Genomic DNA, 13,204 nt, shown 5'->3' with positions numbered 1-13,204 from the left:
GAATGGAGCGCAGCATGAGCCGCACCGAAATCAAGGAAGTCGAGACCCGGCTGTTCCGGGTCCCACTGCGTGAGGTGATGACCGATGCCAAGCACGGCGCGCACACGCATTTCGAGCTGGTCACCGTCACGCTGAGGCTTGCCGACGGCACCGAGGGCACAGGCTACACCTACACCGGCGGCAGGGGCGGCTATGCGATCAAGGCAATGATCGATCACGACCTCGCGCCGTTCCTCAAGGCTCGCGACACGACGCAGATCGACACGATTTACGACGGCATGCTCTGGCACATCCACTATGTCGGGCGCGGCGGCATCGCTTCTTTCGCGATATCGGCGATCGACATCGCGTTGTGGGACCTCAAGGGCCGGCGTAGCGGCCTGCCGCTTTGGCAGATGGCGGGCGGGGCCGGGAAGAGCGCCAAGGCCTATCGCGGCGGCATCGACCTAAACTTTACCCTCGATCAGCTTTTGGCCAGCATCGATTCCTATCTCAATGCCGGCTTCACCGGGGTGAAGATCAAGGTCGGCAAGGACGACCTGGCCGAGGATGTGGCCCGGGTGAAGGCAGTTCGCGAGCGCATAGGACCTCATGTCACCTTTATGGTTGACGCTAACTACGCGCTCGACGTCCCGCGAGCGATCGAGGCAGCGAGAGCATTCGCCGCCTACGATCTGCTGTGGTTCGAGGAGCCCATCATACCCGACGACTATGAGGGTTACGCCAGCATTGCCAAGGCGACCGGAATGCCCCTGGCAATGGGAGAAAACCTGCATGTCATCGAGGAGTTCGAGCATGCCTTCGCTTGGTCGAATCTCAGCTACATCCAACCCGACGCCTCCAACTGCGGCGGGGTCACAGGCTGGCTGCGCGTGGCAGCGCTCTCACGCAAGGCTGGCATTCCGGTCTGCAGTCACGGGATGCAGGAACTTCATGTCAGTCTCGTTGCAGGTCAGACAAATGCCGGCTGGGTGGAGGCGCATAGTTTCGATATTGACCTTTACACCACCGAGCCGCTTAGGCTTCAGGATGGTTTGGCGATAGCACCCGACGAGCCTGGAGTGGGCGTTGTCTTCGACTGGCGCAAATTGGCGGATTTTCGCCAATAGCGCCCCCTGAACGGCGGCACGGCCGCATGCATTTTGTCCGGATCCTGATTCCTCGTTCCGGCAACGCGGAGAGCCCTTCGACAGGAAGACTTCGACCGTCTGAAGAACGAATTCGCCGCCGCCGCAGCCAGCGGGCATACCGCTTATCGGATGCCACACTTACATTTGTAATTGCAGCGACGCTTCACCGGCTTTAACTCACGCGATCATAGCAGCGACACGACAAATGCAGGCGGCCGCCCGAACACCGGCAGAAGCTGCAAGCATTGGGTGCGCCTGCAGGGAGGCGGCGATGGTTGCAACGCGTACGGACACTGCGCATGCGGTTATGGAGGACTTCATTCTATCGCGGCACCGCTCACTGGTCCGCGAAGTTGGATTTTACGAGGCTATGAGTCAAACCCGACAAGCGATCGCCACATCGCGCGAGGTGCTGAGGCGCTTTCGCGAACGTCAGGGCGACGACACTCCTCGAGCAAAGAATACAGACCGTGGTCCTGTCGCCGTGTCAGCCTTCGATGCCGACATCATACGCGCTGCATGCCGAGATCTGATCGCGGAGATGAACGTGCCCGAGTGTCAATGGCGCGAGCTGGCGCGAAGTCTGGTGCGCGAATTCGTGGCCTGCGAGCAGACCGAAGCCGGTTTGGTGGATTGGATCGTCCGCCGGCCAGCGATGACGGAGACGGACCAGGCCGGCTGACCGGAGCCAGCCGGCGAGGCGGCGAATGAGCCAGGAGTCGGTCGACCGCAATCAACGCGAGCAAACAGTCCTCCCGGCGACTTGTTGCGCGGGAACTGCGGTGATCCGAGGATCGGAAACTTTGGCGAGCGGCTTGGACACATCTGATCCTCCTCGTTTTTAGGCGTCCGGCCCCGTGTTCGTATTCGGAGACGAATGCGTCCAGCCGACTGTCTAAGGCAGACGGCGACGGCCATGTCGCGTTGCTCCCGGCCTTCGCACACAAAGGAGCCCAAGCCGGATGCTAACTGGCTGCATTAGGCCAATGGGAACAATTTGCGCGGGCCGAGCTTGGGCTAGCGTCGTACAGAGGTGCAAGTATGCAAGATAATTTTGACCGAGCTTCATCCGTCGCCGAGGTTGCGGAATCATTCGTGAGATCCCGCAGGCCGTTCTCTGTCGTATCGACCCGGGATGCGGTCACGATTGTCAGGAAACAGGCAGCTTTTTGCGAGCATACGGATGGCGAGCTTGCGGAGTTGGTGGCGGCAATTGCGGTCAGGCATGGTCGACTGGTCGCGTTCGATCTTGATCTCGACGACACAGGCTTGGAGATCGGTCGCGCAGCATAGCCAACGCCTCACGCAATGAGATAGCCACCGTCAACCGGCAGAATTGCCCCAGTGATGAACCGCGCGAGCGGCGAACACAAGAACAAGGCGGGGCCGGTCAGGTCGCCCGGCGTACCCCAGCGACCCATCGGAGTGCGTTTCATCAATTCCGCGTTGCGAGCTGGATCGGCCCGTGGCGCGGCGGTCATGGCGGTCTCGATCCAGCCAGGCGCCAATGCGTTTACGCGGATGCCATCCCCGGCATAGGCGATGGCGAGCGACTTGGTAAGTTGCACGATGGCGCCCTTGGATGCGGCGTAAGCCGGCGCATGAGCCGCGCCGAAAAACGCGAACATCGAGGCGATGTTGACGATGGCGCCCCCGTTTGAGAGTGCCCCTCGGAACGCGCTCGCACTCCGCATGGAGCCGGTGAGATTGATATCGACCCCGTTTCGAAACCCTGGACAGTGAATTCGGCGGCGCGCAGGTTTACCCCTGCGCAATTTACGAGCGCTGCAACGGATGTGAACTGACTGGAATATCCTTCGACCGCAGTCATGTCCCGGACGTCGAGTACTGAATACGAGACGGCGGTGCCGTATGCACGAGCGGCCGCTACCTCGGCGGCCGTGGCCCCCGTCGCGTGGACGATTGCCCCGGCCCCGGCGAACGCCATGGCGATGCCGTTTCCGATGCCTGTCGTGCCTCCGGTAATGACGACGGTCTTGCCCGCGAAGAAGGGCATCGCCCATATGGAATCGGTCACCAAGATCTCCTCGTTTCGCCTCTGTGGCGGAGCGCGAACTTACCGCAGCGGAAGACAAACGGGCGGATGTCTACCGCACGAATTGATCGACGAAATCGTCCCCGAGACCCACGCTTGCATAGTGGCTTCTGCACATGTCGATCTTGGTGAAAACGTCCTCGAAACCAATCTGCTTGTTATCCTTGTCCAGGTAAACCATGCAGCCGGAGATGTTGAAGAAGGTGATCATCTCGGGCACGTCGCTTGGGACCGTGAGCGTGTGGATTTCACCGGGCGGCTCGAAAACGTAAGATCCGGTCTCTGCCACCCAGTCGTGTTCAAGATAGTGCCAACGCCCCTTGATCACATAGCCATGCACGGGCGCCGGATGCAGATGACGGCTTAATATCCCGGCCCGGCGTACGCGGAGCAGATTGCACCACTGCCCTTGCATTGTGTTGAGCATAAGTGGTCGGAACCACACGCCCTTAGCCTGTGGGACCCAGACACGCTCGTCTTCGGGGACGGCAGCGATCGCGATCTCTTTCGGTGCCAGGGGATGGGCGGAGCCGTTGAAGGATTGATACATAGGAACCTCTGTCGCCAATTCATTGGAGTCCATATCAGCGCGATCCTAACAACTGGGCCGAGTTCTGCCGAGGCGCAATCGGGCGCCCACGCATTGGGAAAGTTGTCGGCGCGCGCCCGCCCGCTGCCGCGGCCGCAAGCGGGAAGGGTTTCGGGATGGTCCGTTGGGCGTCGAAGACGATCAGTGGGTTCCTTCTTGCCTCATCATGCGGCTATCCGGGAGTGCACCGGGCTGGTCCTGGTCTGGAAGCCCCGGTTTCGGACTTCCAAGGCCAGCAAGGCGAGTTCGACCTCGTCCAATCGCGACGGGCGTGCATTTTCCGGCATGCCTTCGGCGGTGGCCAGGTCGATCAGATACTCGTTCCAGGCCCAGTTCTTGAGCACGGCGCGTTTCTCGTCGGGTGCGAGCACCGGGTCGTCCACGACCTCCATCGGAGAGGCGTAGAATGTCTCGGGCTCCGAAAGCGCCGTCTGTATGTGCGCTGCCTGTGCACCGGCGCCATAGCCGTGACTTGCCTGGAGCCAAGCCAACTGCAGCCGCTGCCAAACCAGGTCGGAAATGGCCTGTTTCTCCTCCGATACATGCTGTCTCCTGATCTTGGCCGGGGAAGCAGGAGGTGCCGCCTGCACCACGTAATTGAGGCCTTGACGCTCGGCATAACGGATCGCCGCTTCCAGCGTCGGAAAGTTCAGTTCAACCTGGGTCAGGGTGTCCCCGCCACCCGTGTAGCCCATCAGCGGCTCGATGAACGGGGCTGTGCGGCGTTCGAAGACCAATCGCCAGTCCCTGTGGGGCTTTGCCGAGGTCATGGCCGAGCGGCAGGGCTGGTAGATCCGCGCCACTGCGCCCTCCGGAAACACTGACCGTCCCATTGACAAAGCCTGCCCGTCTAGACGAGGCCGATTGTCATTGTCCGGCCGGACGGACGTCTTGGTTAGGTTTCTGTTGTCGCTGCTTTGAACTGTCTCCATTGCCTGTCCCTCCCGTTATGAAGGGTCGCACGGGCAGCGGCCGTAAGGGCCGCCACCCATACTGCATGCGTCAGTTCTTCCCGTTGATTGCGATCCGCTTGGCCTTCGCCTGTGCCCGCTCGGTCTTGGGCAACGTCACGGTCAGCACCCCGTTCTTGAAGGCGGCGTTGACCTTGTCTTCTTCAACCTCGTAGCCGAGCGGAATGAGGCGCTCGAAGCGGCCGTAGAAGCGCTCGGAGAACTGCCGGTCCTTGTCCTCGGTCTCGGAACGCTTCTCGCCTTTAAGCTTGAGCGCCCCATTTTCCAGCAGGACTTCTATGTCGCTCTCGTCCAGGCCAGGTATTTCCGCCGTGACGCGGACTTCCTTGTCCGTGTCGGAGATTTCGACACTCGGCCAACTGGCGGCGAAAGAGGGACCAAAGGCCGGCAGTCTGGCGCCAAAGCTGCGGAAGGCGTCATCGAACAGCCGGTTTACCTCCCGGTGGAGGGAGACGAAGGGGTCTCGATCTCCATCAGGGAAGAGACTGGGCGCCGAGTTTCCGTTGCCCCGGCCCCATGGGATCAAGTCACGTACGCTCATTGTCTTTCTCCTTTCGTAGGTCTCTGAGCCGGGCGGGCCGCCCGGCTCAAGCGAAAGCCTCATGGTGGATTGCTCAGGCGGCCAGCTTGTCGGTCTCGACCTTGGGCGCCTCGATCTTCGGCATGGGAGCCCCGCTGGAGATTTCGATCTTGCGCGGTTTCATCTCCTCGGGAACCTCGCGCTTGAGATCGATGCTCAGCAGCCCGTTCTCAAGGCTGGCGCCCCCGACTTTGACATGATCGGCCAGTTCGAATCGACGCTCGAAAGCGCGGCCGTTGATGCCGCGGTAGAGATACTGGCCGTTCTCATCGCCGGATTGCGACCCGCTCACAACCAGCATGTTGGGCTGGTGGGTGACGGTCAGCTGGTCCTGCGAGAAACCGGCGACCGCCATCGTGATGCGATACTGATCATCATCAACCTTGGCGATATCGTAGGGCGGCCAGTTGTCGAACGAGGCCACACGACTCGCACTTTCAAGCATGTCGACCATGCGGTCGAAGCCGATGCTGGACCGGTATAGAGGGGTAAAATCGAGGTTTGTCTTCATAGCCACATCCTCCTTTGAGCAACATGGACAACAGAAGGCGCCAAGAGCCTTGCCGCCTCCTGGTGCTGCCGGCCCCATTAGGCTGCCGGCGACCATCAATTTAGAATCGCGACTTACACCTTCAAGAGCAAGAATAGGAAAATTTTCATCGGCAATCTGGGCGAACGCACCAATGCCACCCCTTCCGCCGGCGGGGTCACTCGCCGACGGGTCCATGGTGCAAGAACAACGACGTCGCCCTTAAATCCGATCGACGAATGGTACGAACGCGGCCACTGCCGCGCTGTCACTGCAGTCAGGACCGGCACGCTCATTCGTTTGATCCAACTGTTGCAACGCATCCATGATCGTGTCGAAGCTGACCGGTTCACCCGCTCCCGGCAGCATGCGAAGCGCTGGCACGGATTCTACGGCGCAGGCATCCGACGCCCATGACGAAAGAATGGCGCGCTTCTCCTGAGCGTCCAGGGCAACGTCGGCCAAAACGTCGTGGGGCTGTTTGAAATGCCGCGCCGGATGCAGCAAGCGGTCCAGAAAAACGTCGGGGGCCACGGGTTCAATCGATGCAAAATAGGTCGAAATGGGTCCTTCCATGGATGGTCCTCGGCTTCAGACAATCTCATGCGTGTTTGAGTCTGGCGGCTCTCGCCATTCCCGCCGGCGAAATTTTGGAACGTCTCAAGCAAGTTTCAATGGCTCGGCACGGGTCACATTGCCGTCGTCAACGCCTTGGAACCATTTTATCGGGCCGGTCAAACAATCGGCGAGAATCTCAATTCTGACGTCGGGCGAACTCGAAGGCCGAATCCGGCAGGAGAAACAGTCATGTCTTACCCTCTCCAGGACCTTGTGCATTGGCTTGATCACTGAGCCCTGATGCTCTCGACCGGCCGCCTTGTTCCGGCCATCGCACAGGAAATTCCGAACGACTTCAGCGCAATCGTGTGTCAGAGACTGCCAGCGGCTGTCGCGATCACGACCAGGCAGATCATCCAGGATCAAACGACGCTCAACGACTTCCCCAGGTGATGTTGATACCGAGAGTCATCGTCCGGCACCCTGGGCGGCTCGACCACGACCGAAGCGAACGAGCCGTTCGCGATCGAGGGTGGCGGAGCATAGCGAGGGCTGCGGCCTTGGAGCGGCGAGGGGACTTGCCTACATCGCACATGTCGTCGATATGAAGGTCGATGAGTTCGCCGAAGGCTTCAGGCGCGCTAACAGGGCTTCGGCGTCTCACTGCGATCGACTTGGTGTCGGTGCCCTGGCGCCGCGCAACGTCGCGTTGCAGGAAGGTCTCGCTGACGCAGCGTGTGCGGTAGGTTCTAAGGTTCTGATGTTAAACAGATGCTGAAATATCAAGAGCATAGACTGGCCGTGGCCCCTATGATGATGGGGAAGATAGATTAATAAAATGAGATATTTATGAGGGTTCGTGTGCAAATACTGCACACGCAAGTTCCGCTTCTCTTCTTTTTTCGTTCCTACGAGGGAGCTGCCGAAAGGCGTTTTCGGACCCTCTTTTGCCGACGATACTATCCGCTCCAATGCGAATGCTCACCAGGATGTCCGTGAACCGGATTGTTGTCTGCGGCGTCCAGTTTGCGTCGTCCAGTTTGCCTGGGGTTCCTGGAAGCTTTTCGAACTTTCTGCGTCGCGGGTCAGCCCGAATTGCGCTTGCTTATGGACTCGTTAAGCCTGTGGTCGGGAGGCTCGGACCGCACCGGCCCACGATATCGCGTCGGCGGAGCCGCACCTATTAGATCGCTTATGGCTGGCTGCTGCTCAACAGGGCGAACGTCTACGACGCCCGCCTTCCGCATGAGCCAGGCAGGACACAGTTCCTTCGGTACCGATTGAGATAGTCGACCATGCAAAGGCAACGCGCGTTGCCGCCTGCCGGTTCCGCCGCCGACTTCGCGCTCACATACCGAGCGTTTGAGTGCTTCCGACAGGTCGAGCCGCCTCAGCGAACAACTCAGCCGCTGCTTGCACCTTATCGGCAGCCTCTTCGACCCGATCGAAGCGCGTCAACACACGACATTGGAGCATCGACAACCGCGCCGCATGGTAAAGCTCGCTGCGCTTGTGACCGTCCAAGTCCAAGGATTGAAACAGCATCGTCATGGCGAAACCCCTCCCTCCGGTGCCCGGCTCTCGTCGAAGGCCGGGCCGTTAGACTGCGATCAATAGTCGGTGTCATAATCGCTGTTGTCGTCCTGCTGAATGACGACGTGACGGCGGTGATGCATCGGACGGTTGATCGATCCGGTGACCACAAAGTCGCTGGACCGGTGATGATGCCGGCGCCAGGCGCGCTCGCCATTGTCGTAAAACGCCTGCTCGCCATGATGGCGGCGAGCACGATGTCCAGGATGGTCTGGCCGGGGGCGACGATCGCGCCGGTCGAGAAAACGGTGAGATTCATCACCTGGCCGTCATAGGGCGCCCGCACTTCGGCGCGGTCGACCGTGGTTTGCGCGGCGAACATTTTCGGTACCAGGTCGGCGAGGTTGGACTGGGCGTCGATCAGCATGGTTGAGAGTTTTGCGCGGCGCTCGTTGGTGAGCTGCGCAATCTGGCTTTCAAGCTCGGCCTTACTCTGGCGGTTTCCGGCTATATCGCCGAGAGTCTGGTCGATCAGGCCCTGCAGGTCGGAGGCGGAGCGGTCGAGCTCCAGGACACGCGTGCGCGTTGTCAGGCCGGCCTTCAGCAACTTGTTGAGGCCTGCCTTTTCGTCAATCGTCGACTTGAGCTGCGCACGAAAAGATTCGACGCGCGCCTGCTTTCCATCGATCTGCTCGTCGAGTTCGGCTATCCGTTTCTGCAGGATCTGCTTGGCACCGGCCATCGAGGCGCGCTGGCTCCCGAGGTCGGCAATTTGGTTGGCCATCGCGTCCTGCAGATAGGCCTGGTGCTCAGCGGTGATGTCCTTCGGAAAGGCGACTGCCTCATGGCCGTCGAGCTCCGCACGAATGCGGGCATCGGTAGCGCGCAACAACGCATATTGCTGCGAATAGAGGTTGAATTCGGAACGGGCGTGCGTGTCGTCGAGCACCACCAGCACATCGCCTGCCTTGACGATGTCGCCATCCTTGACGCGGATCTCCTTCACCGTGCCGCCGTCGAAGTGCTGGACGCTTTTGCGATTACCTTCCACCTTGACGACAGCGTCGGCGAGCACGGCGCCGTTCAGCGGAGCAAAAGCCGCCCAGCCGCCGAAGATGGCGAAGAAGGCAATGATGATCAGCAGGCCGACACAGGCCGGCACCCGGATCGAATCCGGGGCCAGGATACCGGTTTCGCCGGACAGGTTCCGGTAGGTGAGGGCGCCGTCGCTCATCGATCTCTCCGGCCACAGCTCATTGGGTTGCCACCGCCATTGGAGCCGCGCGCTGGTTGAGCAGCGCCACGATCTCGTTTCTCATGCCGAAGGCCTCGACGGCGCCATCGCGCAACAGAAGGATTTTGTCGACATTGGCCAAGGTCGAAGGCCGGTGCGAGACGATGATAACTGTGCTGCCGCGGCGCTTGAGCTCGATCGCGCACTCGCTCAGCGCGCGGTCGCCATCGGCGTCGAGATTGGAGCTCGGCTCGTCGAGAATGATCAGGTTCGGCGTCCCGAATACCGCACGAGCAAGAGCAATCCGCTGCCGATATCCTCCCGACAGCACTGCGCCGCCTTCGCCGATCTGGGTCTCGTAGCCCTGCGGCAGCCGAATGATCATCTCGTGAACGCCGGCGAGCCGCGCGGCGGCTATCACCTCCTGGTCGACATTGGTCTTGAAGCGGCCGATGTTGGCGGCGACCGTATCGGCGAAGAGTTCGAAATCCTGCGGCAGGTAGCCGATGTGGTCGCCGAGCGCGTCGTGCCCCCACTGCGACAGGTCGGCCCCGTCCAGCCTGACGGTGCCGCGGCTGGGTTGCATGACGCCCGCGAGATGACGCGCCAGCGTCGACTTGCCGGCGCCGGAAGGGCCGACGATTCCCAGCGCCTCGCCTGCGTCCAGCCGGAATGATACGTCGCGGAGAAGCACTTTCTGCTGGCTGGCAATTGCAAAGCTGACCTGCTCGACCGAAATCTTGCCGGTGGGCTTCGGCAGGTTGAAAGATCTTTCGTTGAGCGCCCCCCCGTCGACCAGCTTCTCGACCCTTGCCAACGCCGCCCGGGCCAGGATCAGGCTGCGCCAAAGGCCGACGATCTGCTCGACCGGCTGTAGCCCCCGGCCCAGCAAGAGGCTCGCCGCAAACATGGTGCCGCCGGTGATCTGCCGCTCGATCACCAGATAGGCGCCGAGGCCGAGGATCAGCGACTGCATGGTGAGCCGCAGGAACCGGATCAGGCCGGACATCAGGGCGGCGCGATCGCTTGCCTCCGCTTGGCGCCGCAGCGCCAAGTTACGGTCGCGCCCCCAGCGGCGGATGAGACCGTCGATCATCCCCATGGCGCGAACGACTTCCGAGTTTCTGAGGCTCATTTCGGTAAAGTTGTAGTTGGTCGTCGCCAGGTCGTTGGCCTGCTTCAGCGGCGAACGCACGAGATACTCGTTGAGCACGGCCATGGCGATCAAGAGCAGCGAGCAGCCCAGCGCGAAGAAGCCGAGCCACGGATGCAGCAGGAAGATGATGCCGATGTAGATGGGTGACCATGGCAGGTCGAACAGGGCATGGATGCCGCTGCCGGTGATCACCTGCCTGAACGTATCGAAATCGCGGATCGGCTGGCTTTGCGAGGAGCCCGGCGATGGGGTTTCGACCGACGCGGCGAGGATCTTTGCCGACAGCAGCCGGTCGAGCCGCGCGCTGGCACGCGTCAGGACCCAGGCGCGCACCAGATCGAGGCCGGCCAGCGAAAGGAAGGCCGCCAGCAACACAAGGGTCAGCATCACCAGCGTGGTTTCGCTGCCGCTGGTGATGACCCGGTCGTAGATCTGCAGCATGTAAAGTGGGGACGCGAGATAGAGCAGATTGATCGCCAGGCTGAATGCCGCCGCAACGAGAAAATAGCGGCGGCATGCGCGAAGCGCGTCCTTCACAATCTTGGATTTGTTGTCGAGACTCAACTACCCAGCGGAAAACCGCCCCCCTGTCCACGCCCGGAACCGATACTACTCCTGATCGTCCAACCGGCCACGTGATCCCTTCCTCTTCCTGCCGTAAACCTTAATTCGTAAGCTGAATCAGGAACCGGCAGCATGAGGAGAGCCGCGCCTATCCGCGCGGCTCTCCTTTTGGTTCACATCACAAAGTCGCTCACTTGCACCACCGTGCTGCCGGTGCCGTCGTCGGCAAGTGTGAAGCTGTGGGCATCGTAGACGCCGAGCAGGTGGAGCGTGGCGTTGTGCGTGCCGTCCGTGACGGTCAACGTTCCTCCGGTGCCGTCGAGGTCCGCCTGATAGGCAGCGGACGTTCCGGTGCCGAACAGGATGTCTTCGAGGTTCACCTTGTCGTCATTGGTGATGCCGGCGATGCTTCCGCTGAAATCGAAGGAATCGTCCAGCTGCAATGTGCCGGCAGCATTCGCCGCGAACGTGACGTCGGTTGAAGAGGCCGCGCCGAACTCCAGCTTCGACAGGTTGCCGATCGTGGCATCGCCGTCGCCAGTGACCTGGCCGTTGATGTCAACGTTACCGCCATTGGCCCACAGCATGCCGGAATTCGCCAGCCCGCCGGTGATCGTAAGGCCGCCGGAGCCGGTTGCCTCCAGCGTTCCCGAATTGACGACGACGCTGCCTCCGGTGTCGATGACCAGCGCGTGGGAGCCGGTGGCGATGATGGTGCCGCTGTTGTCGAGGCTGAGCATCCCGCCGCCCAGCTGGCCGGAGCCCGAGATCGTGTTGTCGACATTGACCAGGGTGACGTCCGGCCCCGTGCCGGAGATGACGTTGGCGGCGCTGTCGGACAGCAGGATCTGCCCGCCACCCTGCAGGGTCACGCCATGCTGGATGACCTGTAGCAGCGTATCGCTGCCCACCGAGTCGAGCGAGATGAGGCCACTGTTGTTGATCGTGCCGCTCAGCGGAAGCAAGGCACCGTCGCCGATCGTCATGGTGCCTGAATTGTTGACCACCGGTGTCTGGTCGAAGACGAAATTACCGTCCGCAAGCGCACTCGAGTGCACGCCGTCGAGCAGGATCGACTGCCCGTCGCCAAGCGTGATCACCGCGTTGCCGTTGGCGTCGTCGGCCATATGCGCCTGGACGTCGGCGAAGCTCTGGAAGCCGGAATAACCGATCAGGTCGATCTGGTCAGCGGCCGCGTCGAAGCTGTGCACCGTGTCGTTGCCGATCGGCTGTGAGAAGACGAACAGGTCGTTGCCACTCGAGCCAGTCAGCACGTCGTCACCGGACCAGGCGAAGATCGGCGAGCCTGGCGCGTAGGCTTCGACATTGTCGGCGATCGACATGTTTCCCGTCGTGCCGTCTGCGTTGGTCCAGGTCATCGAGACGTCGAGCACGGCCGCCCCCGCGAAATCGGCAGGCGTGGTGACCGTCAACCCGTGCAGGTCGTTGGTCTGTATCGTCCAGCTTCCGTCGGCATTGTGCGTTGCACCGTCGATGGTCCAGCCAGAAGGCACGTCCTTCACCGTGACGGTGATGAGCGCACCCTCATGCGATGGATCGGTGAGGGCGAGATTGATAGGCTCGCCGGCGACACCGGCGGGCAGGGTGAATACTGGGCTCCCTATGCCGCCATGTCCGGTAGAATCTGTCCAGAATGACGACCCCGTACCGCTACTTATCACGCGAATAGTGTGCGACCCCGATCCAGACGCGTCCTTAAGAGCCAGCGTGTAAATGTCTTGGCCACCAGTCATCCCTACGTGAATGATCGGTCCATTGACAGTTGCTCCGACAATCTGGAGGTCGCTGAGGTCAAATCCTGTAACCGCTTCGCTAAATGTAAATGTAATCGTAGGTTTCGAACCGTTGTTGTCCGACGTTATGACCACTGTCGGCGGCGCGTCGGCGGTGTTGACGGTATAGTTGACTGAGTTGGTTGTGGCCGCTGGGGCATTACCCGCTGGGTCTTGCCAGGAAGTGCCGACGGCGATGACGTTGGTAGCATCATTGATCGACGCGATCGGTGTTAGAGTGGCCGTGAAGACCCTTGGATCGCCCGTGGGCGTTATTGCGCCCAAGGTCGCGCTGGTGGTGTCATAGGTAACGTCTGCCGCGGAGAAGTTCGACGGTACCTCGCTGAAGGTAAAGGTCGCCGTCGCGACATCGCCGGCCGTGAGCGCGGTGTCGTTGATTCCAATGGAGACCGTCGGCGCGACGGTGTCGACCGTCATGCTCAGCTGCGTGGCGGCGGTGTTGTTGTTGCCCGCCGCGTCGGTGAAGCCGCCGCCCGCCACATTGACAGTG

The 13,204-nt window shown here is 61.3% G+C and carries 12 protein-coding genes and 1 pseudogene; 3 read left to right on the top strand and 10 right to left on the bottom strand.

Going from position 1 to position 13,204, the window contains the following annotated elements:
• The first annotated feature begins 14 nt into the window (after positions 1 to 14).
• The 3 genes from NKJ76_RS03215 to NKJ76_RS03205 all read left to right on the top strand — a co-directional run bounded on the left by NKJ76_RS03215 (position 15) and on the right by NKJ76_RS03205 (position 2,423).
• Complete coding sequence (locus tag NKJ76_RS03215) at positions 15 to 1,109, top strand: mandelate racemase/muconate lactonizing enzyme family protein (protein WP_352536772.1); 1,095 nt, start codon at positions 15 to 17, stop codon at positions 1,107 to 1,109.
• A 292-nt stretch (positions 1,110 to 1,401) separates the two neighbouring features.
• On the top strand, positions 1,402 to 1,812 hold the full coding sequence (locus tag NKJ76_RS03210; protein WP_352536771.1) for a hypothetical protein: 411 nt from the start codon (positions 1,402 to 1,404) through the stop codon (positions 1,810 to 1,812).
• A 359-nt stretch (positions 1,813 to 2,171) separates the two neighbouring features.
• Entirely contained in the window at positions 2,172 to 2,423 is a 252-nt protein-coding gene (locus NKJ76_RS03205) for a hypothetical protein (RefSeq protein ID WP_023688528.1), read from the top strand.
• An 8-nt stretch (positions 2,424 to 2,431) separates the two neighbouring features.
• On the opposite strand, the gene NKJ76_RS03200 is transcribed toward NKJ76_RS03205, so the two are convergent.
• The 10 genes and pseudogenes from NKJ76_RS03200 to NKJ76_RS03155 form a co-directional block, all read right to left on the bottom strand.
• A complete protein-coding gene (locus NKJ76_RS03200) occupies positions 2,432 to 2,824 on the bottom strand; it encodes an SDR family NAD(P)-dependent oxidoreductase (protein WP_352536770.1) in 393 nt (130 codons plus the stop codon).
• Between the two features lie 107 nt (positions 2,825 to 2,931).
• Positions 2,932 to 3,078 (bottom strand): annotated as a pseudogene (locus tag NKJ76_RS03195) (hypothetical protein); the annotation flags it as partial.
• A gap of 160 nt (positions 3,079 to 3,238) precedes the next feature.
• Positions 3,239 to 3,736 carry a 2,4'-dihydroxyacetophenone dioxygenase family protein gene (locus NKJ76_RS03190; protein WP_023752250.1) on the bottom strand — a complete coding sequence of 166 codons (498 nt, stop codon included), beginning with the start codon at positions 3,734 to 3,736 and terminating at the stop codon, positions 3,239 to 3,241.
• A gap of 203 nt (positions 3,737 to 3,939) precedes the next feature.
• Positions 3,940 to 4,608 (bottom strand): NADH dehydrogenase ubiquinone Fe-S protein 4, encoded by a 669-nt coding sequence (locus NKJ76_RS03185; protein WP_352536769.1) that lies wholly within the window; start codon positions 4,606 to 4,608, stop codon positions 3,940 to 3,942.
• 169 nt (positions 4,609 to 4,777) lie between these two features.
• Positions 4,778 to 5,287 (bottom strand): Hsp20/alpha crystallin family protein, encoded by a 510-nt coding sequence (locus NKJ76_RS03180; protein WP_023696160.1) that lies wholly within the window; start codon positions 5,285 to 5,287, stop codon positions 4,778 to 4,780.
• Between the two features lie 73 nt (positions 5,288 to 5,360).
• A complete protein-coding gene (locus tag NKJ76_RS03175) occupies positions 5,361 to 5,837 on the bottom strand; it encodes an Hsp20 family protein (RefSeq protein WP_023724420.1) in 477 nt (158 codons plus the stop codon).
• Between the two features lie 240 nt (positions 5,838 to 6,077).
• Entirely contained in the window at positions 6,078 to 6,431 is a 354-nt protein-coding gene (locus NKJ76_RS03170; protein WP_023724421.1) for a hypothetical protein, read from the bottom strand.
• A 1,402-nt stretch (positions 6,432 to 7,833) separates the two neighbouring features.
• The gene (locus tag NKJ76_RS03165; protein ID WP_352536768.1) at positions 7,834 to 9,180 is read right to left on the bottom strand and encodes an HlyD family type I secretion periplasmic adaptor subunit; all 1,347 of its coding nucleotides are present in this window, start codon (positions 9,178 to 9,180) and stop codon (positions 7,834 to 7,836) included.
• Positions 9,181 to 9,199: 19 nt separating this feature from the next.
• On the bottom strand, positions 9,200 to 10,873 hold the full coding sequence (locus NKJ76_RS03160; protein ID WP_352536767.1) for a type I secretion system permease/ATPase: 1,674 nt from the start codon (positions 10,871 to 10,873) through the stop codon (positions 9,200 to 9,202).
• A gap of 200 nt (positions 10,874 to 11,073) precedes the next feature.
• Positions 11,074 to 13,204, bottom strand: a 2,131-nt coding sequence (locus NKJ76_RS03155) for an Ig-like domain-containing protein (protein ID WP_352536766.1), incomplete at its 5' end; no start/stop codon positions are given.

This window comes from Mesorhizobium sp. M0029, assembly GCF_040323735.1.
GTDB lineage: Bacteria > Pseudomonadota > Alphaproteobacteria > Rhizobiales > Rhizobiaceae > Mesorhizobium.
This window is presented reverse-complemented; position numbering and strand designations above follow the sequence as displayed.

What these genes read in the sequence shown, in the direction of transcription:
- NKJ76_RS03180 (WP_023696160.1), bottom strand. Translation starts at nt 5,287, where the DNA reads ATGAGCGTACGTGACTTGATCCCATGGGGCCGGGGCAACGGAAACTCG.
- NKJ76_RS03210 (WP_352536771.1), top strand. Translation starts at nt 1,402, where the DNA reads ATGGTTGCAACGCGTACGGACACTGCGCATGCGGTTATGGAGGACTTC.
- NKJ76_RS03170 (WP_023724421.1), bottom strand. Translation starts at nt 6,431, where the DNA reads ATGGAAGGACCCATTTCGACCTATTTTGCATCGATTGAACCCGTGGCC.
- NKJ76_RS03190 (WP_023752250.1), bottom strand. Translation starts at nt 3,736, where the DNA reads ATGTATCAATCCTTCAACGGCTCCGCCCATCCCCTGGCACCGAAAGAG.
- NKJ76_RS03200 (WP_352536770.1), bottom strand. Translation starts at nt 2,824, where the DNA reads ATGCGGAGTGCGAGCGCGTTCCGAGGGGCACTCTCAAACGGGGGCGCC.
- NKJ76_RS03205 (WP_023688528.1), top strand. Translation starts at nt 2,172, where the DNA reads ATGCAAGATAATTTTGACCGAGCTTCATCCGTCGCCGAGGTTGCGGAA.
- NKJ76_RS03165 (WP_352536768.1), bottom strand. Translation starts at nt 9,180, where the DNA reads ATGAGCGACGGCGCCCTCACCTACCGGAACCTGTCCGGCGAAACCGGT.
- NKJ76_RS03185 (WP_352536769.1), bottom strand. Translation starts at nt 4,608, where the DNA reads ATGGGACGGTCAGTGTTTCCGGAGGGCGCAGTGGCGCGGATCTACCAG.
- NKJ76_RS03175 (WP_023724420.1), bottom strand. Translation starts at nt 5,837, where the DNA reads ATGAAGACAAACCTCGATTTTACCCCTCTATACCGGTCCAGCATCGGC.
- NKJ76_RS03215 (WP_352536772.1), top strand. Translation starts at nt 15, where the DNA reads ATGAGCCGCACCGAAATCAAGGAAGTCGAGACCCGGCTGTTCCGGGTC.